Origin of the sequence: Dyella flagellata, assembly GCF_030160275.1 — a bacterium.
GTDB classification, from domain to species: Bacteria; Pseudomonadota; Gammaproteobacteria; order Xanthomonadales; family Rhodanobacteraceae; genus Dyella_B; species Dyella_B flagellata.
Genome location: NZ_BSOA01000020.1, coordinates 93,688 through 116,713 on the forward strand (window position 1 = coordinate 93,688; position 23,026 = coordinate 116,713).

Genomic DNA, 23,026 nt, shown 5'->3' on the forward strand with positions numbered 1-23,026 from the left:
TAGTTAAGCGCCCGATCTCGCTCTTACCCGCCATGGGAATCAGGGCCGGACGCACACCGAGGCTGGAAAGGGCGAAACGAGGCAGCGCCATCAAAACGCTGGCAAGGCGGCTTTTGATGCCTGGCAAACATCCGCTTTACCCCGCACAGGTCCCGCTTGCCACATGGACGACTCCCGTCGCTGCAGGTGCGGCTACACTGAGTCACCATGAACGTGTTATCTCGCCAATCGCCGGCTGGCATCCACACCGACTACGGAGTGGCGCTTCCTCCGAAGACCTTGTCCACGTTCTGGGCGCTATGGGCGGTATTCTGGTTGCTCATGATCAGCGTTGCCATCGAGGACGCGCTTCGTAATCCGCTCACCCGCTGGTGGGAACCGGTCCTGTGGGAGGGAAGTTCCACACTGGTCTTGACGGTGTGGATGTTGCTAGCCGTCCGGGTTCGCGGACGCTATGCGCCGTATCTGGAAAGGCCCTTGGTCTGGTTTGGTGGCTACCTGCGATGGTTGCCGTTGGTCGCCGTCACCTTCATTGCAGCCGTATACGCGATACGAATTGGCGTCTACGCCGCAATTGGCCGCACCTATGAGCACTCAAGCTGGAGCTTCGTCTTTGTGTACGAGAGCGCCAAATTGACGATATTTACGGGACTGTGGCTCGGGGTCCTGTTTGGTATCGATTCCTATGGGCAGTGGCAAGTCCAGCGGCACCGTTTATTGCAAACGCAGAAGGCGCTGGCCGAGGCACAGCTTGCGCAACTTCAGGGTCAACTTAGGCCGCATTTCCTGTTCAACGCACTCAACACCGTATCCGCCCTGATGCATACAGACGTGGCGCGAGCCGACCGTTTGGTTACCGCGCTCGGAGACCTGCTGCGCATCAGTCTGCGATCCGCTGAGAGCGAGATGACCACGCTTGCCGAAGAACTCCGCACGCTTGAGCTATACGCGGATATCATGCGCGAGCGGTTCCGGGATCGCGTGACGCTGAACTGGCAGACCGACCGGACGCTCCTGGATACCCCCGTTCCTGCACTATTGCTTCAGCCCTTGCTGGAGAATGTGTTTAAACACGGTGTCGAGCCTGCGGTGACGCCTGTACGCATCCACATCCGTGTCCAGCGCGAAAAGAGTTCGCTGGAAATCTGCATAAGCAACTCGGGTTCCAAGCTGGCACAGGAACGTGGCAATGGTGTGGGATTTCGCAACTGCCGGGAGCGGCTGAGCATCATCTACGGCAATGCGGCATCCCTGTTGGTCCGCAACGAGGGCGACGGCGTTGCCGCGCGTGTTTTGATACCACTCACTGGCACCCTACAATGATCCGCGCCGTGATCGCCGACGACGAGGCACCGGCCCGCGAGAAACTCGAACGCTGGATAGCCGAGCAAGCGGATATGGCTGTGGTCGGGTCGGCCGAGGATGGATTGTCAGCGGCGCAGTGCATCGAACTGCTTCGTCCGCAAGTGGCCTTTCTCGATGTCCAGATGCCGGCCTTGTCAGGACTCCAGGTGGCCGCGCAGCTTGAGCCATCCAGCGCACCGCTGATCGTCTTCGTAACTGCTTTTGACGAGCATGCGGTGAAGGCATTCGATCTCAATGCAATCGACTATTTGCTCAAGCCTTATGACCAGGAACGATTCGCGCGCACGGTGCAACGCGTTCGGGAACGGCTGCACGCCCATGAGTCCGGCGCTACAGCAGTAGCGATGGGGCGAGCACGGACACCTTCTTGCGAGCGCTTGCTCGTGCCGGATCGCGAGCGGCTACAACTGATCGACGCAGCATCCATCGAATGGCTCGAAGCCGACGATAACTATGTTCACGTGCACACCATTGCACGTACCTACCTTTTGCGCAGGACGCTGCAGGATCTGCTGTCCCAACTGGGCGATCAGCGCTTCGTGCGTATCCATAAGTCGACAGCGGTAAACCTCGGTTCTATCGGATCGCTCACACCCCTCTTCAAGGGCGACTACGAAATCCACCTGCACAATGGTCGCATTCTCCGACTCAGCCGGCGGTATCGTGAGGCCTTATTTGCCCGCATGGGCCTGTAAGGCAAATGCCGCGAACTGAAAATCCGCGTCGAGGTCATATCAAAGCGAGTCGTCATTACGGCGAGCTTTAATTACCGCTAACGCCCCTCTCGCCACGCCGCGTCTCCGTTCACCCCAAATCTGCTGTCGGCAGATCGCCGCTGGATCAAGCTCCTTGCAGAAGCGAAAGTGCATGGGGAGAAACGGAATGTTTGGCTACTACTTCGAGCTTGCTTTGCGCATGCTCCGGCGCAACAAGGCGCTCACCGCGCTGATGGTGCTGGCGATCGCGCTAGGCATTGGCACATCGATGACCACGCTTACCGTATTGCACGTACTGACGCGCGATCCGCTGCCTGGACGCAGTGGCACACTGTATTACCCGCAGATCGATCCGCGAGACAACAGCGGCGCCATGCCGGGCAAGGAGCCGCCGGAACAGCTTACCCTGATCGACGGTTTCAATCTGCTGCATGCCAAGCGGGCAGACCGCCAGGCATTGATGACCGGCGGCACGGTACCGGTGCAACCAGACTTCGCCGCCATCGATCCGTTCTACGTGGAAGCGCGCTATACCACGGCGGATTTCTTCCCGATGTTCGCGGCGTCGTTCCGTTACGGCCGTGGCTGGGATGCGGCCGACGACGAAGCGAAAGCGCGCGATGTGGTGATCAGCAGCGATCTTAACGCTCGACTGTTCGGCGGGGCCAACAGCGTGGGGCGCACCCTGCGCATGGCCGATAGTCTGTTTCGCGTGGTGGGCGTACTCGGCAACTGGGCGCCCAATCCGCATTTCTACGATCTCGACACCGGCTACTACGGCCATGCCGAGCAGGTGTTCATCCCGTTGCAGTCGGCGCTGGACCTGCATCTGCAGCACGAGGGTTCCAGCGACTGCTGGGGCAATGGAACCGGCGGCGTGGGACGCATCTATCCCTCGCCGAGTTGCGTGTGGCTGCAGTTCTGGGTGCGCTTGGACACGCCGGCCAAGGCAGCCGATTACCAGGAGTTCCTGATCCACTACTCAGCGCAGCAGCAGGCATTGGGTCGTTTCGTGAAGGCGCCGAACGTGCGCCTGCGCAACGTGATGCAATGGCTGGCCTACCAGCAAGTGGTGCCCGATGACGTACGCCTGCAGACCGGGCTGGCGTTCGGCTTTCTGCTGGTCTGCCTGGTCAATACGGTGGGCCTGATGCTGGCGAAATTCTTGCGTCGCGGCACCGAATTCAGCGTGCGGCGCGCGCTGGGGGCCTCGCGGCGAGCACTGTTTGCGCAGTTGCTGATCGAATCGGGCGTGGTGGGCCTGGCGGGCGGTGTGGGTGGATTGCTGCTGGCTCTGACTGGTTTGTGGATAGTGCGGCATCGTCCTTCCGACTATGCGTCGCTGGCGCATCTCGATCCCGCCATGCTAATGACAACCTTCCTGCTGGCCCTGGGAGCAAGCCTGCTCGCCGGCCTACTACCGGCCTGGCGTGCCTGCCAGGTGGCACCCGCGCTCCAGCTCAAGAGCCATTGAAGGTACGACGATGGAAGTGCGACCGATACTATCCACGCTGCGACGCCACAAAACCACCTCATGGCTACTGATCCTTGAGATCGCGCTGACCTGCGCGATCGTATGCAACGCGGTGTTCATGATCGGCCACCGGCTGCAACACATGCACATGACCAGCGGTATCGACGAGCACTCGCTGGTGCAGATCCAGCTGGCCGAGATCGCGCCCACGCCCGACATCTACGCGCGGGCGCGCGAAGACCTTGCCGTGTTACGGCAGGTACCAGGCGTGCAAGCCGTAGCGCTGACCAACCAATTGCCAATGGAAGGCCGCTCGGCAAATTCCAACCTCAAGCTCGATCCGGCGCAGCACGAGCGCACGCTCACCGCCACCAGCTACTTCGGCGAGGACCTTCCGCAAACCATGGGCGCGCGGCTGGTGGCCGGGCGCTATCTGGCCCCGGAAGAATTCATGAATGCAGACGTGGTGGTCAAGGGATTGGCCAACGGCGATACGAAGGGCTTGCCCGCGGTTACGGTGATCACGCAGGCGCTGGCCGATCGCTTGTGGCCGGGGCAGAACCCGCTGGGCAAGACGATCTACGTCACCGACCAGTTGGGTGTGCGGGTAGTCGGCGTGCTGGCTGACCTGGCGCGCGGCACCCCCTACGACGACGCGACTGCGCATTACTCGTTCATCCTGCCGATCTTCATGGGCGCGGGCAAGGATTGGAGCTACGTCATCCGCACCCGTCCGCAGGAACGGGAAATCGTGCTCAAGGCTGCGGTGGCGGCGCTGAAGAAGGCCGACCCGAAGCGAGTGGTGACCAAGCAGCAGACCTACGACGAGCTGCGCGAGAAATTTTTCGCCGACGACCGTGCCATGGCCGGCATCCTGGCCGGCGTGATCGCGGCGCTACTCACCGTGACCGCGCTGGGCATCGTTGGCCTGGCCAGCTTCTGGGTAGCGCAACGCCGTCGCACCATCGGCGTGCGCCGCGCGCTGGGCGCTACCCGTGGCGATATCCTTCGCTACTTCCAGACCGAAAACTTCCTGCTCGTGAGCTTGGGCATCGTGCTGGGCATGATGCTGGCTTACGGCATCAACGTGTTCCTGATGGCGCATTACGAACTACCGCGGTTACCTGGCCTCTATCTTCCGGCAGGCGCACTAGCGCTATGGGCCATCGGCCAACTCGCCGTGCTAGGCCCCGCGCTACGCGCTTCGCACGTGCCACCCGTGGTGGCGACGCGAAGCGCATGAAGCGAAACCTGACACCGTCAGGTGTCAGGTCGCTGAAGAAACTCTCGATAACCCGGTCTTACAATCCCTACTGATGGCGCTCCAACCTTGCGCTTCCATTCTGGGCATTCACCCGTGCCACCTTGTGGAGGTCTGTAAACGGCACAGACGCAAGGTCCTTTGGCACCTCAAGGACTTCATGCTTCTCACCTTTCGAGGGGACGTAATGCACCGTAAAATCAGCACCACGCAATTTTTCCGGGTCGAACATGGTGAGAATGGTTCCGTCCGTGTCATAGCTGACTGCGAGCTTCATGATCTGCCCCTTGTGTCGTTGGAGGGTAGTTTCTTGCCGCCTGCACTAACATCCGGCGGCTAATTGCTCCCAATTTGCAGGTTGTAAAAGGTGGAATTGGGGCCGTTATTCTTGACCGTGTAGCCAAACGAATACTGGCCATGATTGTTCAGGCTTACCGACTCTGATCCGGCATACAGCAAAGAAGCCCCGGTATTCAGTGGCTGGGGCTGAATAAACGTGTCCCCTTGCCAGCCGGAGTTATTCCACGTGGTGATCCAGCCCTGTGACTGGCCGTTTGCGATGAAAATGTTTCCAAGCGTGATGGATGACATGTCAAATACCTCCCTCTTGGCTACGCGGAAACCGCGTCCAATTCACGAACACGCCCATGATCCGCTGCGCTCGTTTTCGAGCGACAGTGCTGATGCTACGGTGAAGCCGACCTACGTTTTGCAACGCAAAATCTAAAGTCGAAGCTGTGACGCTAATTAGGAGGACGCACGAATTGCGTCAGCCACAAGGTGGCGATGCTAGCAGCCGCCACAAAAGCATGGCCGGTTCAAATAGAGCTAGCGACATACCCAAGTCGTTAAAGAATATCAATTTCGATGTAAATCATACGTCAATATGTGCTTAAGAGGTGTCTCTTACATATCTAAAAAAACGGAACCATGTTGATTTATAAAAAACATGAACCTGAACCCTAGACTGAGGCGTCCCCATGTTTTCCTTACGTGCACATGCACCCCAACGGCTGTCAGAAGAATCCTTTGCAAAAGGTTTTGAACCGTCCATGGAGCGGCCGTGCAAGTTCGTGAATGGCACCAACTTCAGCAACGAGCAAAGTAAGCATGTCCATTACCAGGTCACTGGTTCCACCGCGAATAGTCGCTCTTGAACAACAGAACAACAGCAAGGGCAATCATCGTCACGAACGTGGGTGCGAGTAACAAATCGGAATCGTATTGTGGCAACGCTACGGCAATAACGTTTTTGACGATAAAACTTGCTCCCGCCAGCAGGAGCAAAGCTCCAAGCCACTTTGGGAAGTATGCCGACCGGTAGAACAGATGTCCTTTGATAGCCATCGCGACGCCGTAGAACACCATGAAAATGGTTCCGCCATAGCCGTACAAAGTCAGCGCGGAATAAATGAACAGAGCGCTTTCGTCGGAGCTAAGCTGCCTTTGAACCGCCTGGTCGAGGACGGGGACCGAGGCCATGAAGTAAAAAAGTTCGCTGGTGGCGAATGTAGCGGTAGAAACCAGGCCAAAGAATGCCGCCAGCAGGGACAGCGCCTGGCTCACCGGACGCAAAAGCATATAGAAAATCAAGGTCAGCGTTACATCACACAAGGCCTCGATCAAGTAAACCAGGAAGCTGAGCCGAAAAAGTTGGGCTGAAGCGGCAACATTCCTGGCGGTTGCCATCGGATCGGAAGCGACCAGCAATTTGCCAGGAACGTAGACCTCAGCAAAGCCGCCAGCAAAAATCGAAATCGTAATCAGTACCCCAGCGATTGCGGCAAGACGGCGCGCCTGTTTCCCGTTCATTGGATCGCCCCCTTCCCCGCAGCACTTGTGGAAAATAGGATCAATTATGCCTGCTTGGGTTAAAAGTGAACATCTGCCTAGTTACTTTTGGCACATGGGTTGGTAAGCGCTTTTTCTGTCAAGGCCATGTGTGCAGACCTAAGCCATGGATACGCTATTGACTCCAGCAGAAATAGGCTTGAGGCACTCATCACTGCGGCGCCTCGGCCTTACCGTCCTCTTTCCACATAACCATCACCCGAAAGAATTTCCACTGGCCATTCTCTCGTCGCAGCACACGAAGCAGCTTGCCATGCATCGATGAAATCGGCTTGTCTTTTCCCTGCCGGAAGCCAGCATCAAAGTAGCCCCACTCGAACGCCCAGTCCCCGGCGACACGAACGTCACGGATATCCGGTTCATAGCTCACGATGGCCGATCCAGGCTCCGCGGCAATGGATTGGACATCGCTTGCATAGATCGCCGGCTTTCCCACATCGACCCGGGCATCCTGCAGGATTCGAACGGCGCCGTCCGCCCACTCTTGCTGGAGTGCCTTCGCGCTGTTCATGAGCGTAACGCGCACGTCCAACTTGTGCAGTTCATCGATCCCGGAAAGATCTGCATTGCCATTGGCGTCCGTGTTATCCATCGACGACGCCGTCGGCAACATCGCGTGCGTGAAGCTGTCGAGCAAATGCCCGGCAAGCATGCCAGCGACAAAGACAAGCGCAATTCCACCCATCCACTTCAGTTGCAATGCCATCATGATCCTCCGACACCTGTGAACAAGAACCAAGCTACCCGAACGAAAGGTACCTTAGAAACGTTGATACCTGCATCCATCAATGCCGGACTATCGCCCGCTCAATTTCGCGATAGGCCGCATCATCCATTTCGCTGCGGCGCCGTTCCAGTAGCTCTAGAAGACTGGACCGACGTGCTGGCCCTAGTGGGGAATAGCGATTGCTGTCAGCAACCCAGTCGCCCAAAACCGTTACGAACCAAAGAAGCTCGAGTTGCTCCCGTGGATGAATACTGAGAACCATAGCGATCTGATCCCAGTGATTCAGCTCACGGAGCCCCCCTCAATTGGCCCCTGGTGATTGATGTAGCCGCTTCCGACCTAAGCGTTGTCATCAGACGGTTCAAATCGAACGGGACCGCGCCACTTCTTACCAAAACGGTCAATTCCCCTTTTTATCCGCGTTGAAGGAGTTGACAGTATTCGCAAGAACTCTTCGTCTGAAAACTCTCCGCCCGCGCTGACAATTCCTCGCATGCACATTAGGCGAACAAGTCCCCTCGGGTACCAGCGGATACCGGTCCAGGTAAGCCTCCCGCAGATAGTGGATGAGAAAGCCGTCCTGATTGGTCGATTCGAGTCGTTTTCATCAGCGAAATCTTTTCGCGAGATGCAACGCTTAGCGGACTTTTCTTACGCACTAGCAGCCTTCAGCGTAGGCCATCACAACTTCAAATGTCCATAGAGAACGTATTCTTCCGTATGTTCTGGCACCCAATAGCGTCAAGCAACGACAACTCAAGGGCGGACCTTAGGACCGGTGTGTCAGCATAAAGCCACATGGAAATCAGCACTCCTTCCTACTTTCCTGTCGGCCTACGCCGATAGCAACGTCGCGCGCGACCACCTAAAGTTCGAAACGTCGGGCGCCCTTAGTCAGAACTCGACATCCCTACTCCTATGCCGCCTTTCCTGGTGATTGAGCGGATCGCTTCTGTCCTCAACAAGGGCAACGTGCCCAGTGAATTTTCAAGCCTACTCGACAAACCATCGATAATGACCTTGGAGAACTTAATGAGCCGTCGCAACGTGAAAGTCTTCCATTTAGTTGAAAGCATCGATAGAAAGCAAAACAGTATCGCCCGGGTTAAATTTGTGCCCAATGACATTATCCCGGCATTCGGAGCCTACATGCACTAAGGCATTGTCATTTTAATGCATCTTCGACAGGCAGTATTTATAGGTGGCAGTGTGGCATGAAGCCAATCCATCCCCGACGTAAGTTACGTTTTCGCCTCGTTCTAAGCTTTGCTCTATTTGGTTTTGGCCTGACGACGCTTTTTGCCATAGCGTCGTTTGATATTCGTTCTCGGGTGGAAGACCAATTGGTCTCGTCTTCGTTGCAACAGGATGTAAACCAGGCCGTAGAACACGCCATCGATCATCCGGACGAGCCAGCGCACTCGCAGCTAATGGAGGCGTGGATTAAGAGTAATCAAACCCTCTATAAGATGCCGATGGCATGGCAAAACTTGGAACCCGGCATTCACGACATTACCGAAATTGGGGATGACGGTAAATTACGACACTACAAACTGGCAGTTCAACGCAAGAAGAATGTCATAGGCTTCCTTCGCTACGATGTGTCGCGTGAGGACCTAGGCGATCAGCAATTGACCTTTGCGTTAATCGTTACCGTCGTTCTTTTTACATTGCTTTCGTTGGCGCTTGGAGTATGGCTATCGCGCAAGGTTCTAAAGCCATTGAGTCAATTGGCCGTACGCCTTAGCGATTCCCGTAAAAATGGCAAAAGCGAGCCACTGGCAACGCATTATTCAGATGATGAAGTTGGCGCATTGGCAATGGCTCTGGATGAGTATGCTGCGCAGCTCGGCGTCATGGCGGAACGCGAGCGCGAATTCAATTCGGATGTGAGCCACGAGTTACGTACACCTTTGGCCGTGATAGCCAGTACCACAGAACTGCTCCTTGACTCACCCGATATGACGGAAAAGATTCGGGAGCGGGTCAAGCGTATCGAAAGGGCGTCGCGTCAAGCCACTGAGTTGATTGAAGCACTCCTTCTTCTTGTGCGTGCTGAACGTCGAGGCCCGACTAGAGGCGAAATTTCTGAAGTCGCCAAAGTGGCGGCGGACGTCATCGAAAGTCAACGCCCCCAGTTGCGTGGCAAGCCAATTGAAGTCGAGTTGCGGATCACTGGTAGAAAAGTGCTCACTGTCAACGCACCAGCGGTGGTCGTTTCGGTTGCATTGACCAATTTGATCGGCAACGCAATTAAGTACACCCTTGCAGGAACGGTTCAAATAGATGTGGGTGATAGGAGCGTAGAGGTAATCGACACGGGGCCGGGAATTAAACCTGAAGATGCTCAACGTCTATTTCAACGCGGCGTGCGGGGTGAAGGTGTTGGTGGTAGTGGAGCCGGCCTAGGTCTCGCCATCGTGCGTCGATTGTGTGATCTCTATGGCTGGACTGTGTCCATGCATCCACGTACTGACACCAATGGAGCGATCGCCAGGCTCATATTTGAGCGGGTCTCCGTGCCTCCACAGAACCTGATCGTGTAGCGACACACGCTGGCTTTGCACCATCTGGGGCTTGCCCAGGCTGGCTTCCCCGGAGCCATTTCGGGCATGTTGCGCCACGGCTTGACACCGGTGTCAATTCGGCCGCAGGCTGATATACAGTTCCAATGCCGGGGGGCATGCTGGGCGTGGCTATCGACCATACGGACCGACTGTCGGGGATATCGGCGACGCCGTTTCTGGCGGCCGATATTGGCGGCACGCACGGGCGTGTTGCGCTAATGCGCGCCTCGCACGAGGGGGACCGCGGGGTCGAAACGCTCGCCTATCGCGTATTCCCATGCGCGCAATTCCCTGCGCTGTCGGATCTGTTGCAAGCCTTTGTCGACGACCACGTGCAAACCCCGGTGAAGCGCTGCGTGCTCGCTTGCGCAGGCCAGATCATGGGCGAGGAGGTCGTGAACGATAATCTCGCCTGGCCCATCCAGCTGACGCAGTTGCGTCACGCGCTGGGCTTGGACGAGGTCGCCGTACTCAACGATTTCGAGGCGCTGGCCTACGCACTCAATGGCCCTCTCGCTGACGGCGGTCGCCACCTGTGCGGACCCGACTCGGGCTCCGCCGGCCCGACCTTGGTGATCGGACCAGGTACTGGCCTTGGCGCGGCGGTGTACGTTCCCGCCCCTGCCGGCGGCTTCGTGCTGCCGACGGAGGCCGGCCAGATGGATTTCGCGCCGAACTCGGTGCGCGAGCGCGAAATTCTCGCGCACCTCGCTCCGAACGGCGGCTATGTGGCGTTTGAACACCTCGTGTCGGGTCCCGGTCTGCTGACCATCTACGCGATCCTGTGCACGCTCAACGAGCAAACACCGAAGCTGGCAACACCCGAGGCCGTCAGCGCAGCAGCCGCTGCCTACAGCGACGTGCAAGCCGTGGAAGCCGTTGAAATTTTCTGTGCCTCGCTGGGAAGCTTTACCGGCAATCTCGCGATGGCCTTCATGGCCACAGGCGGTGTGTATCTGGCCGGCGGTTTTCTCTCTTCCCTCTTCGAGCAGCTCAAGCACAGCGCCTTTGAGGAAAGATTCCTGCACGGACGCAGCGCACGCGCGCTGCTGTCGCAAGTTCCGGTGTGGGTAACCGAGCACGGCCATCACGGCGTACAGGGTGCGGCCCAGTGGTACCTCAGGCATGGCGTGCCCGAAGCTAGGGCGTTGCGGCATGCCGTGGCAGGTGGCCTGAGCGCATGAGCCACATCGCTCTCTCCCGATTTTTCCATGGCCTGGCCATCGCGTGGCTGGCGGCTACGAGCGCTGTCGTTGCAGAGCCCGTCATGCCCCAGTGGTCGTTGCTGCCGCGGCCAGCAAACGCCAGCACCACAACGGGCGCGACCGAAATCGCCAATGGCGCAGTAGTCTCGGTGCAGGGCGTGGATCGTCAGCAAGTGCGCTCCATAGCAGAGCGGTTCGTGCAACATGTGTCCGATACGAACGACCTGCACCTGCGTGTGGCAACCACGAGCACTGCGCGTACTGCGATCACGTTCAACGTGAACCCCGCTGCCCCTGTCGCGGACGAGGCAGGTTATCGCATCACGGTGGACGACAGTGGCATCCTGGTCACGGCACGTACGCCGCGCGGCGCGTTCTACGGAGGCGTCACGCTATGGCAATTGCTGACACCACCCGGGTGGGTTCGTGGTGCGCCGATCGAGGTTGCCCATGGTGTCATCGACGATCATCCGCGCTTCGCGTGGCGCGCGTTGCTGCTTGATTCCGGGCGGCACTACCAGAGCGTGGCCGAGATCAAACAGCTGATCGACTGGATGTCGCTCAACAAGTTGAACGTGCTGCTCTGGCATCTGACCGAAGACCAAGGCTGGCGCCTGGAAATCCCCCAATATCCCCAGCTCACGAAGGTCGGCGCATGCCGCAAGGCGGCGGGCTTCGATAGCGAACTGACCGGCTCTGCCGGCCTACCCTATTGCGGCTTTTATACCGAGGCCCAGGCGCGCGACATCGTGCGTTATGCCGCTGAGCGCTATGTGGACGTGGTGCCGGAAATCGATCTGCCCGGCCATTCTCAAGCAGCCATCGCCGCCTATCCGTGGCTCGGCGTCACCGGCAAGCGTCCCGACGTATGGACCGACTGGGGCGTCAGCCCGTGGCTGCTCAAGCCCGATGAAAGGACCTTGCATTTCGTCGACGACGTACTCGATGAAGTGCTGCGTCTGTTCCCTTCACGCTACATTTCGATCGGCGGCGACGAGGCGGACAAGCAGCAGTGGAATGCCTCGCCGGAAGTGCAGGCGCAGATGCACAAGCTTGGCCTGGCGAGCATGGATCAGCTGCAGGGCTGGTTCACGCTTCAGGTCGCCAAGCATCTCATCGAGCACGGGCGCACCCCGGTGGGCTGGGATGACGAGCTGGTTGCCGGTGCGCAACTGCCGGCTTCGGAAGTGGTGATGTCGTGGCACGGCGACGACAACGAGCGCGTGGCGCTGACGGCCATCAAGCAAGGCCACGACGTGGTCATGACACCGCAGGAATCGCTGTACTTCGATCACTATCAGTCCGACCTGCCCGACGAATGGCCGGGACCACCACCCGCAGCGACGTTACGGCAAGCCTACGACACGATCGTCATCCCGAACGGTGCGAGTGCCGCCGAAGCTCGCCGCATCATCGGCGTGCAGGCCGGCCTGTGGACCGAGCAGATGCCCAGCTTTGCGCATGACCAGCATGCGGTGTTCCCGCGCGTCGCCGCGCTATCGGAGCTTGGCTGGTCACCTTCGAGCGCACACGACTGGAACGGCTTCCTGCAACGCATGCCGGCAGAACTGGCGCGTTATCGAGCACTCGGTATCGGCTATTCAGATACCGCATTCGCACCAAGCTTTCGCGCAACTGCAACAGCCGATCGCGCATTCCGGATCGAGCTATCCAACCAGGCGGGATTCGGGACGATCCGTTACACGACGGATGGCTCCAACCCGACCAAGCAATCTACCCCGTATGCCCAGCCGCTCATGCTAGCGGTCAACACGACCTTGCGCGCCGCGACCTTTGCACAGGATGGCTTCGAACTTGCCGCGCCGCGCACGCAGGTGCTGGATGAAACGACCCTGCTGAGCAGGGACAGCAGCGCACTGACGGCATGCTCCAAACAGCCGGCTTCGCGCTTGCAAGGCAGCAGGCCAGCGAAGGGGCCAAGGCCAGTCTATTCGGTGGACATCGGCAACGCGTGCTGGCTGTGGCCACAGGTGCAGTTGGATGGCATCAAGCATGTCGCCATGACGGTCGAGCGCATTACATGGCGCTTTGGCGATGAGGCCAAGGACGCTGTAGTGCGCCGTAGCGCCAGCCCGACCGGCGAGTTCGAGATCCATGTCGATTCCTGCACGGGACCACTGCTTGCCCGCTTGCCGCTAGAGAGCGCGGCGCAAGTAGAGGGGCCATCGCATCTTGATGCAAAGTTTGCCATGCCGGTGGGGGCCGGCGTTCGCGATCTGTGCGTCTTCGCTACCGGCGATCCACGCGATGGCCAGTGGGCGTTGGCGCGGATGACATTTTCGAAATAAGGGAAACGTGGGGCATTCGCTCCGCGTAGTGACCTTGGCTCACCAGGCCTCGGTCGGGAACAACCGAGAAATAGCATCACCTTCGGCGTGCGAATCCGCAGGCAGCGCCGGGCTACACGCGTTTTTTGCAATACCACGGAGCATCTGAAATTCGACAGGCAACACCAACGAGGTTAGAGCCCATGTCCACCGCACTTCGCCAACGTCCATTGTCATTTGCCATCACCTTGTCGCTGTTCGCCGTCGTGTCGACGTCGGCTGCCGCATCGACATCCGCCGATGCCCAGGCAGGCGGGCAAGCAACGCAGGCCACCGCGGCGCAAAGCGCGCCGACGTCGCCCGAAGCCAAGAAAGCCGACACAAAGAAAGCTGGCCCCAAGTCCGACGGCAACACCGAGGACAAGAATGCGATCACGTTGGCTACTGTGGCTGTCTCCGGTGTGCGTGCTTCGCAGATGCGCGCAATCGACCTCAAGCGCGAGGCTCCGAACATTCAGGACAGCATCACGGCGGAAAATATCGGCGCGCTGCCCGACACCACCATCACCGACTCGCTGCAGCGCGTCACTGGCGTACAGATCAACCGCGATGCCGGCGTAGGTACTTCGGTGGACGTGCGCGGCCTGCCCCAAGTCGGCACCATGTTGAACGGCGAAGTGTTCATCACTGCAGACCAGATCGACTCGCAGCAGCCCGACTTCACCATGTTGCCTTCCACGCTGTTCCACGGCGTGGACGTGGTCAAATCATCCACCGCCAACGAGACCGACGGCGGCATCAGCGGCGCCATCGACCTGCATACCCTGCGCCCCTGGGATCTCCCCAGCGGATTCACCTACAGCTATTCGGCTAATGGTGAGCGCGGTAGCAGTACCAGCCATTGGGGGCCTGAGGGCAACGGCCTGATTTCGTACAACGACAGTGGTCATTGGGGCCTGCTGGTTTCCGCCGATTTCTCCAACACCACGCGGATGAACTCGACCGAGGGCCTGGATCAGTACGGTGTAGTGTTCAATGGCGAGAATGCCGTCAGCGCGGGTGGCTACAACGGCTTCCTGACCCCGTGGAACGGCGCGCCGATCCCGTCGCAGATCGTTCAAAACGCTGATGGCAGCGTGGACGTCAATGGCGACGGCAAGTCCAATGGCGTCTTCATGGGCAGCCAGGACATCGGCCTCAATCACATCACCACCCAACGCAAGCGCAAGTCCGGCAATGCCTCGTTCCAGATGGATCTTGGCCACGGCTTGAGCTTGACCAGCGACTACTTCTACTCGCAACAGCGCGAATTCGATCGCAATTTCGGCATCCAGTTCAACTCCACCAACTGGCAGGGCGCGACCTACGTGCCGCTGCAATCGCGCGATACCGGCAGCCCCGCCCTCGGCTCCTATGGCACGCCACAGCCGGGCTGGGAAGGCTCACAGATCTTCACCACGCAGGTGTACGAGAAGTGGCCGGGCGACGTGGAGTCGTACTCGCAGATCATCCAGAAGAGTTCGGTAGCGAAGAACCTCAACCTCCAGCTGGATTACGACGACGGCGGACCTTTCACGGCAAGCGTGCGTGGCATCCATGACACGGCGTCACAGTCGAACGTCGAAACCGACATCAACATTTCCGATTCCGACGGCGCCCTATGGCCCAACGTGCTGATGCCTGGCGTGCCTGCCAACGCCGTGCCGCCGGGTACCTTCGTCTACCCAGCGCAATTGGGCGGCAACCGCGTGTTCAACGCCAATGGTGTTCCCCAAAACACGATTCCGATCATCGCGGACTTCGGTGGCCGCTATATCAAGGTCAGCATGCCAGCGTCGCTGGCGGCTGATTTCGCCAACCCCAACGGCTGGACCATGAAGACGCTGGAGTCCTCCGGCGACTACAACCGCAAGGTAGCGCTGAACGCATTGCGCTTCGACGGGCAATACGATTTCCAGGATGGCATCAAGCTCGAATTCGGCCTGCGCAACAGCAACCGCAGCGCCGACAACGTCGGCTGGACGCTGGAAACACCCGTCTACGCCGGCATCGGCGCAACCGATCCAAACGGATGCCTGGTGCGCTATGTCGGTGCCGACGTGGTGATGGATAGCGGCGCCTGCACGGCGGGCAACGCGCTGGGCTATTACCGCGCAGGACCGCTGTCTGCGATATCGATGCCCAATACCGCCGCGCCGCTGGCGGGCAATTTCAAACAGTACACCAACCTGCTTGGCTCGGGCATCAATTTCTGGGCGGTCGATCCCAACGCCTTGGTCAATCCCGTTTCGTACTGGAAGTCGCTCTACCCCAACACCGTCGAGGTGGGTGAGCCGGGAACGACCTGGGGCGTGGGGCTGAAGGAGCTATCGGGTTATCTGCAGGCCGATTTCAATGGCAACCTCGGCGACATGTCGTACAGCGGCAACGTCGGCGTGCGCATGATCCACACCAATCTGGACGTTAGCCAGCACCTGAGCGGCGCACCGGGTTCGTATGGCGACGAACCTGCCGACGCGGGCACCTCGGTCACCAAGCGCAGTTACAACGACGTGCTGCCGTCGCTCAATTTCTCGCTGGACCTGACCGACAGTCTGAAGTTCCGACTGGCCTATTCCAAGAACATGATGCCGCTGGATCTGAGCACCTGGGCGGGCGGTCTGCAGTTGAACTACTCGCTCGCAGAGACGCCGCAGGGGCCGATCTTCCGCGTCTCCAATGGCACATCGACCGGCAACCCGAACCTCAACCCGTGGCGCTCCACCAACTATGGCGCATCGCTGGAGTACTACATCAATCCCACCAGCATGCTCAGCCTCGCCCTGTTCCGCATCAACGTGGAAAGTTTCATCAAGAACGGTAGCGTCACCAACTGCACCCTGCCGGACGAAGACGGCGTGGTCCGCAATCATTGCATCGTGATTACCGAACCGGTGCAAGGCACCGGCAACAGCATCCAGGGTGCTGAGTTCGATTACCGCCAGGGCTTCACCTTCCTGCCGGGCATTTTGTCCAAGACGGGCATGGAAGTGAACGCCACCTATGCACCGAGCAACTCGGGCGAAAGAGACCTCTCCGGCCAAAAGATTCCCTTTCAGGACAACTCCACCAAGTCCGGCAACTTTATCCTGTGGTATCAGGACGGCCACTTCCAGGCTCGCCTCGCCTACAACTACCGTTCGCGGCGAGCGGTGATGGATAGCGTGGGCGGCATCACCGGCATGGAGATGTACGAAGCGCCGCAGAAGTACCTCGATGCGTCGATTTCCTACAAGTTCAACAAATATGCCGAGGTGTTCCTGGACGGTACCAATCTTACCAACGAGTACCAGCATTACTATCTGGTGTGGCCCGACCAGCCTGCGCACTCGACTTTTTCCGAGCGCATGTTCATGTTGGGCATCCGCGGCCAGTGGTAACCGGAGTAGAAAAGATCGCTTGTTAAACCTATGCCTGATGTCTCGCTCGTCATTCCGGCGAAGGCCGGAATGACGAGCGAGAAAGGCCAATCGCAACCCACCACCACAAGGCAAGCATGCTCGATTCCAGCGCGCCCCCGCCCGTTCGCGACAACGCCTTCCATCGTTCCATCGGCCTGTTCTCGGGAACGGCGATCAACATGACCCAGATGTGCGGCATTGGGCCGTTCATCACCATCCCCATCATGGTCGCCGCGATGGGCGGTCCACAGGCGGTCATTGGCTGGATCGCCGGCGCCATCCTGGCCATGGCCGATGGCCTGGTGTGGGCCGAACTCGGGGCGGCCATGCCAGGGTCCGGCGGCACCTATGTCTACCTGCGCGAAGCATTCCAATACCGCACCGGCAAGCTAATGCCGTTCCTGTTCATCTGGACAATGCTGCTGGCCATTCCTCTGCTGATGTCCACCGGCATCATCGGCATGGTGGAATACCTGGAATTCTTTTTCCCGAAACTTGGCTGGTGGCCGTTGCATCTGATCGGCCTTGCGGCGATTGCCATCGTCACCTGGCTGCTGTATCGCCGTATCGAATCGGTTCGCTCGATCACCATCGGGCTGTGGGTCATCATGCTGGTCTCCGTAGTCGGCGTGGCGTCGGCTGGCTTCTCGCACTTCCATCCGGGTTTCGCCTTTAGCTACCCAGCCGGCACTTTTAGCAGCCACTTCTTCGTAGGGCTTGGTGCCGGGCTGATCATCGGCATTTACGACTATCTCGGCTACAACACCACGGCTTACATCGGCGACGAGTTGCGCAACCCAGGCCGAACCATGCCCGGCTCCATCATCGTCTCGGTGATCGCAATGATGGTTGTCTACCTGTTGCTCAACATCAGCGTGCTCGGCGTGGCGCCTTGGCAAGACATCGCCCAATCCAAGTCGGTGGCTTCGCTGGTGGTGGAACGTAGTTGGGGGCACCCGGCCGCCGCGGTCATGACTGTCCTCATCATTGTGACGGCGTTCGCCTCGGTGTTCACCGGTCTGCTGGGCGGCTCGCGCGTGCCATTCCAGGCAGCGCAGGACAAGGTATTTTTATCGGTGTTCGCGCGCCTGCACGCCAAGCACGGCTTTCCGCATGTGGCGCTGCTCACGATGGGTGTGGTGACGGCCATCGGCACATTCTTTGACCTCACCGAAGTGATCAACATGCTGCTGGCCACAACCATCATCGTGCAGTCCATCGCGCAAATTGCCGCGCTGGTCGTGCTGCGCAAACGCCAGCCGAATCTAGCGCGCCCGTACAAGCAATGGCTTTACCCGGTGCCATGCGCGATTGCGCTAGCGGGGTGGGTCTACGTATACGTGTCTGCCTCCACGTTGTCGCTGATCCTGTCCGGCATCTGGATCGTCGCCGGCCTCGTGGTGTTCGCGGCCTGGGCCAAGATCAACCAGTCGTGGCCGTTCGCGCCTGTTGAAATACGCGAAATCTATGTTGGGGAACCGTGACGCCATGCAAACTCCAGTCAAGCATGCGCTTTGGATGATGGCCGCGATGCTGGCATCCGCCGCACACGCCCAAACAAGCTACGCCCCTACTCAGGTAAGCGCCGACGCCGGCTCCACCACTGCCATTGCGCATTGGCAAATTCAAGACAGCGCGAAGGCGCAACAAAGCGGCGCTGAAATCGCTTCTTTCGGCTACTCCACCGAGGGCTGGTACCCGGTGAGCGGCCGAGCGACCGTCATGGCCGGGCTGATGGAAAACGGCGCCTACAAGAACGACGTGTTCTACAGCGACAACCTGCGTGCGGTGCAGGTGCCGGACGCCAGCGGCAACCTGTTTGTGACGCCTTGGTGGTACCGCAGCGAATTCACGCTACCGAAGAACCGGGCGGGGAAGCATACACTGCTGCGCACCAACGGCATGATCGCGAGCGCCGACGTGTGGGTAAACGGGCATCGGGTCGCCGACCATGCCACTGTCGCTGGCGCCTATCCCGTGCACGAGCTCGACGTCACGAACTGGGTTCAAACCGGCGCCAACATCCTCGCCATGCAAGTGCACCCGGCCGATCCAAGAAAGAGCCTGTCGATAGGCTGGGTGGACTGGAACCCTACCCCGCCGGACAACAATATGGGCCCATGGCGCGGCGTCGACATCGTGCAGACCGGCCCTGTCGAACTGAGCTTTCCCCAGGTGCTCTCAGCACTTTCGCTGCCCGACCTCTCGCGCGCCTCGTTGACCGTAAAGGTGAGCGCAAAGAATCTGGACACGGTGGCGCATGACGCGACGATCAACGGTACCGTGGCCGGCGTTTCTTTGCAGCAGACCATCCACCTCGCGCCCGGACAAACTCAAGTCGTTTCGTTCTCGCCCAAGACTACGTCCGGCCTCGCGCTGGATCACCCGAAGATCTGGTGGCCGATCGGTATGGGCGAGCATCCGCTGTATCAAGTGGAGATCACCGCTGCGGTCGATGGCGCAACATCCGACCGGGCCACGGCGACGTTCGGCATACGCAGCGTCAGTTCGAGCCTGACCAAGCAGGGCTACCGCCAGTTCGTCATCAATGGGAAACCATTGCTGATTCGCGGCGCGGGCTGGGCACCGGACATGTTCCTGCGTAACAACCCCGCTCGCATGGAAGCCGAGTTCAACTACGTCGTCAACCTTGGCCTCAACACCATCCGCAGCGAAGGCAAGCTGGAGAACCAGCACTTCTACGATCTTGCCGACCGCAACGGCATTTTGGTACTGGCGGGCTGGGAATGCTGCGACAAATGGGAGTCGGCCGCCAAGACCGGCGGCGAACCTTGGAGTGCCGCCGACGAAAAGGTGGCGGAAAACTCCATGGCCAGCGAAGCACGCCTGCTTCGCAACCATCCATCGGTGATCGGCTTCCTGATCGGTAGCGACAATGCGCCACCGCCGCCCATCGCGAAGCTGTATGTCGATGCGCTACGCGCTGCGGATTGGTCCCTACCCGTCATCTCTGCGGCCAGCGACCAGGCGACCGCGGAAACCGGCTCTTCCGGCATGAAGATGGCCGGGCCGTACGACTGGATACCGCCAGCTTATTGGTACGCCGACAAGCTGGGTGGTGCATTCGGCTTTGACTCCGAGGTCAGCGCGGGCGCCGACATCCCGCGAGTGGAAGACCTGGTGCGCATGCTGTCACCGCAGGAGCAGGAGGCGCTGTGGAAATATCCGAATGCGCGGCAATACCACGCATCCGCGGACTGGTCGCCATTCGCCGTACTGACTCCCTTCGACAAGGCACTGGCCCATCGCTATGGCGCACCCGTGAGTCTTGCCGATTATGTCGCCAAGGCCCAGCTCGACAACTACGACAACGTGCGCGCTCAGTTCGAGGCTTTCAACGCACGCATGGATGCGGCCAAGCCCGCGACAGGCGTCATCTACTGGATGCTCAATAACGCCTGGCCTTCGTTGCACTGGCATCTCTACGACTACTTCATGAATCCCGCCGGGGCCTATTTCGGTGCCAAGAAAGCCAACGAGCTGGTGCACATCCAGTATTCGTACGACTCCAAGAGCATAGTGTTGGTTAACCACGCGCTTGACGACATCCATGGCGTACAAGCAAGCATTCGCGTACGCAATCTGGACGGCAGCGTGCGGTACGAGAAACACCTGCGGGGCATCGACCTAGCTGGAAACCACACCCGGTCGTTGGCAACACTGCCGACCATCGCCGGCCTGTCAGCTGCGTACTTCATCGAACTCGACCTCGCTTCCGCCGACGGTACGCCGATCAGCCGGAACGTCTACTGGCTGTCCACTCGACCGGATACGCTCGATTGGGCGCATTCGAACTGGTACCTTACCCCGGTGACGCAGTATGCCGACCTGACCGCGCTGCAGTCGTTGCCAACTGCGACGAGCGAGGTCCGTGCAACGACGCGGCGCGAGGGAAATGATGACGTCACCACGGTCACGCTGTCGGTGCCCGCATCGTCCAAAGCGGTGGCTCTGTTCCAGCACGTGTCGATCCGGCGTGGTGCGCATGGCGATCTTGCGCTACCGATAAGGTGGAATGACAATGACCTCACGCTTTGGCCCGGCGAATCGAAGAGCCTGACCGCGCGATACGAAGCTCGGGGAACGGCGGTACCGGTAGTTGAAGTGAGTGGGTGGAACAGTCCGGCCCAAAGCGTTCCGGCGGCCGTCACGCAGAAGGCAGATCCTTGAAGACACAAAGACTTCCATGTCACGCGTGACCATCAATGATGTCGCCCGTGCGTCGGGCACTTCGAAAAAGACTGTATCGCGTGTGCTCAACAACGAGCCGAACGTACGCGACATGGTGCGGGAACGCGTGCTTGCGGCAGTCGCCGAACTCAACTACCGGCCGCTCACCTCGGCGCGCAGCCTGGCGGCGAACCGCTCCTTCATGATCGGCCTGCTCTACGACAACCTGTCGCCTAGCTACATCATGGAAGTCCAGGCAGGCGTGCTGGAAGCGTGCGAGGCAAGGCAATACATCATGATGGTGCAGCCGCTGGTCTCGACAGCACCGGACTTCGTCGAGCGTGTTGAGGGCATCCTCTCGCGGCACCAGCCCGATGGACTGATCCTTACGCCGCCCATCACTGACCATCCGAAACTGCTCAATCACCTGCGCAAGAACGAGCTTCCGTTCGCCTCGATCGCCCCGCGCCAGCCCAAGGATTGCATCGGCGTGCGACTGCGCGAGCGCGAAGCCGCCGCGGCGATGGTGGAGCACCTTGTCTCGCTGGGGCATCGCCGTATCGCCCACATCCTGGGCGACCCCAAGCACGGCGCGGGCATCTGGCGCCTCGCCGGCTACCGCGACGGCCTTAAGCGCGCAGGCTTGAAAGAAAACCCCGCGTACATGGTGCAAGGGCGGTTTTCTTTCGAGTCCGGCGTCGCCGCAGCCCGTCAACTGCTCGCCCTGAAACAGCGACCAACCGCCATTTTCGCGGCCGACGACGACATGGCCGTCGGCGCGATCTGGGCCGCCGCGGAGGCTGGAGTATCGGTTCCCGCGGAGATGTCCATCTGCGGCTTCGACGACACCACCATCGCGACGCAAGTGTGGCCACCTCTGACCACTGTTCACCAGCCCGTGCGTGAAATGGGCAAGCGCGCAACGGAGGAGCTGTTGCTTCGCGTATTAGGCAAGGGAGAACCCAGCATGGTCGAAGTCGGCTACGAAATGCGCATGCGCGCCTCGACGGCAGCCGCACCCTGAGCCGGGTTATCTTGCAGCCCACGCCACCGATCAACAGGAGACTGCACGCATGCCTGCTACACCAGACGCCAGCAACCCGTCACGCAAGTTCCATTTCATATCCGGGCTGCCGCGCTCCGGCACTACCTTGCTGGCCGCCATCCTCAATCAGAATCCGCGCTTTCGCGCCGGCATGACCAGCCCGCTTGCCGACATCATGGGTGTGGTGATGGCCGAAGCAAGCAGCAAGAACGATTTTTCGTTCGATGTCTCCGACGAGCAGCGCGTCGCCCTGTTGCGCGGACTGGTCGAGAACTTCTACTCGGTTCAGACTGATGCCGGCGTGGTGTTCGATACCAGCCGCCTGTGGTGCAGCCGGATGCAGTTGCTCAACACGCTATTCCCTGGAGTAAAAGTCATTGCGTGCGTGCGCCAATTGGCATGGGTGCTGGACAGCATGGAGCGATTGGTGCAACGCCAACCGGTCAGCGTCAGCAAGGTGTTCCGCTTCGATACCAACACCACGGTGTACTCGCGCGTCGAGGCATTGACCGATCCACGAGGCATGGTGGGATTCGCCTACCAGGCTACCAAGGACGCGTTTTACGGCCAGTACGCGCAGAAACATCTGCTGATGCTGACCTATGAAAGCCTGGTTAGCGATCCCGTCGCGGCCATGCGCTCGGTGTATCGATTCCTGGACGAGCCCTGGTTCGAGCACGATTTCGACCATATCGAATACCACGCCGAAGAGTTTGATGCTCGCGTCGGCATGCCCGGCCTGCACTCCGTTCGGCCGAAAGTGGCATCGATCGAACGCCAGCCCGTCCTACCGCGCGAAATCTTTGGACGCTTCGCGAACGAAGCGTTCTGGATGGATCCCAAGAACAACGTCAACCACGTGCCCATCGTGTAGCCCATTCCGGATGGTTTTGATC

General features: G+C 59.6%; 16 protein-coding genes. 12 read left to right on the top strand and 4 right to left on the bottom strand.

Going from position 1 to position 23,026, the window contains the following annotated elements:
• Positions 1 to 207: 207 nt before the first annotated feature.
• From QQJ96_RS11790 to QQJ96_RS11805, 4 genes are all read left to right on the top strand, one after another.
• A complete protein-coding gene (locus QQJ96_RS11790; protein WP_284332200.1) occupies positions 208 to 1,323 on the top strand; it encodes a sensor histidine kinase in 1,116 nt (371 codons plus the stop codon).
• Positions 1,324 to 1,331: 8 nt separating this feature from the next.
• Positions 1,332 to 2,060 (top strand): LytR/AlgR family response regulator transcription factor, encoded by a 729-nt coding sequence (locus QQJ96_RS11795; protein ID WP_284332201.1) that lies wholly within the window; start codon positions 1,332 to 1,334, stop codon positions 2,058 to 2,060.
• A 187-nt stretch (positions 2,061 to 2,247) separates the two neighbouring features.
• Positions 2,248 to 3,555: an ABC transporter permease gene (locus QQJ96_RS11800; protein WP_284332202.1), complete on the top strand. Its 1,308-nt coding sequence runs from the start codon at positions 2,248 to 2,250 to the stop codon at positions 3,553 to 3,555.
• A gap of 10 nt (positions 3,556 to 3,565) precedes the next feature.
• Positions 3,566 to 4,798: an ABC transporter permease gene (locus QQJ96_RS11805; protein WP_284332203.1), complete on the top strand. Its 1,233-nt coding sequence runs from the start codon at positions 3,566 to 3,568 to the stop codon at positions 4,796 to 4,798.
• A 67-nt stretch (positions 4,799 to 4,865) separates the two neighbouring features.
• Here the strand turns inward: QQJ96_RS11805 and QQJ96_RS11810 are convergent, their stop codons facing one another.
• From QQJ96_RS11810 to QQJ96_RS11825, 4 genes are all read right to left on the bottom strand, one after another.
• Positions 4,866 to 5,093 carry a hypothetical protein gene (locus QQJ96_RS11810; protein ID WP_284332204.1) on the bottom strand — a complete coding sequence of 76 codons (228 nt, stop codon included), beginning with the start codon at positions 5,091 to 5,093 and terminating at the stop codon, positions 4,866 to 4,868.
• Positions 5,094 to 5,152: 59 nt separating this feature from the next.
• On the bottom strand, positions 5,153 to 5,407 hold the full coding sequence (locus QQJ96_RS11815; RefSeq protein ID WP_284332205.1) for a hypothetical protein: 255 nt from the start codon (positions 5,405 to 5,407) through the stop codon (positions 5,153 to 5,155).
• A gap of 534 nt (positions 5,408 to 5,941) precedes the next feature.
• Positions 5,942 to 6,628 (bottom strand): DUF4386 domain-containing protein, encoded by a 687-nt coding sequence (locus QQJ96_RS11820; RefSeq protein ID WP_284332206.1) that lies wholly within the window; start codon positions 6,626 to 6,628, stop codon positions 5,942 to 5,944.
• 190 nt (positions 6,629 to 6,818) lie between these two features.
• Positions 6,819 to 7,376 carry a YybH family protein gene (locus QQJ96_RS11825; protein WP_284332207.1) on the bottom strand — a complete coding sequence of 186 codons (558 nt, stop codon included), beginning with the start codon at positions 7,374 to 7,376 and terminating at the stop codon, positions 6,819 to 6,821.
• 1,241 nt (positions 7,377 to 8,617) lie between these two features.
• On the opposite strand from QQJ96_RS11825, the gene QQJ96_RS11830 reads away from it, so the two are divergent.
• From QQJ96_RS11830 to QQJ96_RS11865, 8 genes are all read left to right on the top strand, one after another.
• A complete protein-coding gene (locus tag QQJ96_RS11830) occupies positions 8,618 to 9,940 on the top strand; it encodes a sensor histidine kinase (RefSeq protein ID WP_284332254.1) in 1,323 nt (440 codons plus the stop codon).
• 137 nt (positions 9,941 to 10,077) lie between these two features.
• Entirely contained in the window at positions 10,078 to 11,145 is a 1,068-nt protein-coding gene (locus QQJ96_RS11835; RefSeq protein ID WP_284332208.1) for a glucokinase, read from the top strand.
• On the top strand, positions 11,142 to 13,475 hold the full coding sequence (locus QQJ96_RS11840) for a beta-N-acetylhexosaminidase (RefSeq protein WP_284332209.1): 2,334 nt from the start codon (positions 11,142 to 11,144) through the stop codon (positions 13,473 to 13,475). The genes QQJ96_RS11835 and QQJ96_RS11840 overlap by 4 nt, the downstream gene beginning before the upstream one ends.
• A 182-nt stretch (positions 13,476 to 13,657) precedes the next feature.
• The gene (locus tag QQJ96_RS11845; protein WP_284332210.1) at positions 13,658 to 16,873 is read left to right on the top strand and encodes a TonB-dependent receptor; all 3,216 of its coding nucleotides are present in this window, start codon (positions 13,658 to 13,660) and stop codon (positions 16,871 to 16,873) included.
• Positions 16,874 to 16,989: 116 nt separating this feature from the next.
• Positions 16,990 to 18,378, top strand: a complete 1,389-nt coding sequence (locus QQJ96_RS11850) for an APC family permease (protein WP_284332211.1) — start codon at positions 16,990 to 16,992, stop codon at positions 18,376 to 18,378.
• A gap of 4 nt (positions 18,379 to 18,382) precedes the next feature.
• Positions 18,383 to 21,085 (top strand): glycoside hydrolase family 2 protein, encoded by a 2,703-nt coding sequence (locus QQJ96_RS11855; RefSeq protein WP_284332212.1) that lies wholly within the window; start codon positions 18,383 to 18,385, stop codon positions 21,083 to 21,085.
• A gap of 16 nt (positions 21,086 to 21,101) precedes the next feature.
• The gene (locus QQJ96_RS11860) at positions 21,102 to 22,109 is read left to right on the top strand and encodes a LacI family DNA-binding transcriptional regulator (RefSeq protein WP_284332213.1); all 1,008 of its coding nucleotides are present in this window, start codon (positions 21,102 to 21,104) and stop codon (positions 22,107 to 22,109) included.
• A gap of 49 nt (positions 22,110 to 22,158) precedes the next feature.
• The gene (locus tag QQJ96_RS11865; RefSeq protein ID WP_284332214.1) at positions 22,159 to 23,004 is read left to right on the top strand and encodes a sulfotransferase family protein; all 846 of its coding nucleotides are present in this window, start codon (positions 22,159 to 22,161) and stop codon (positions 23,002 to 23,004) included.
• Positions 23,005 to 23,026 lie beyond the last annotated feature (22 nt).

Bases quoted from the DNA above. Each gene is read 5' to 3' on its own strand.
- QQJ96_RS11850 (WP_284332211.1), top strand. From the start codon at position 16,990: ATGCTCGATTCCAGCGCGCCCCCGCCCGTTCGCGACAACGCCTTCCAT.
- QQJ96_RS11800 (WP_284332202.1), top strand. From the start codon at position 2,248: ATGTTTGGCTACTACTTCGAGCTTGCTTTGCGCATGCTCCGGCGCAAC.
- QQJ96_RS11805 (WP_284332203.1), top strand. From the start codon at position 3,566: ATGGAAGTGCGACCGATACTATCCACGCTGCGACGCCACAAAACCACC.
- QQJ96_RS11815 (WP_284332205.1), bottom strand. From the start codon at position 5,407: ATGTCATCCATCACGCTTGGAAACATTTTCATCGCAAACGGCCAGTCA.
- QQJ96_RS11855 (WP_284332212.1), top strand. From the start codon at position 18,383: ATGCAAACTCCAGTCAAGCATGCGCTTTGGATGATGGCCGCGATGCTG.
- QQJ96_RS11835 (WP_284332208.1), top strand. From the start codon at position 10,078: ATGCTGGGCGTGGCTATCGACCATACGGACCGACTGTCGGGGATATCG.
- QQJ96_RS11820 (WP_284332206.1), bottom strand. From the start codon at position 6,628: ATGAACGGGAAACAGGCGCGCCGTCTTGCCGCAATCGCTGGGGTACTG.
- QQJ96_RS11825 (WP_284332207.1), bottom strand. From the start codon at position 7,376: ATGATGGCATTGCAACTGAAGTGGATGGGTGGAATTGCGCTTGTCTTT.
- QQJ96_RS11840 (WP_284332209.1), top strand. From the start codon at position 11,142: ATGAGCCACATCGCTCTCTCCCGATTTTTCCATGGCCTGGCCATCGCG.
- QQJ96_RS11865 (WP_284332214.1), top strand. From the start codon at position 22,159: ATGCCTGCTACACCAGACGCCAGCAACCCGTCACGCAAGTTCCATTTC.
- QQJ96_RS11790 (WP_284332200.1), top strand. From the start codon at position 208: ATGAACGTGTTATCTCGCCAATCGCCGGCTGGCATCCACACCGACTAC.
- QQJ96_RS11860 (WP_284332213.1), top strand. From the start codon at position 21,102: ATGTCACGCGTGACCATCAATGATGTCGCCCGTGCGTCGGGCACTTCG.
- QQJ96_RS11845 (WP_284332210.1), top strand. From the start codon at position 13,658: ATGTCCACCGCACTTCGCCAACGTCCATTGTCATTTGCCATCACCTTG.
- QQJ96_RS11810 (WP_284332204.1), bottom strand. From the start codon at position 5,093: ATGAAGCTCGCAGTCAGCTATGACACGGACGGAACCATTCTCACCATG.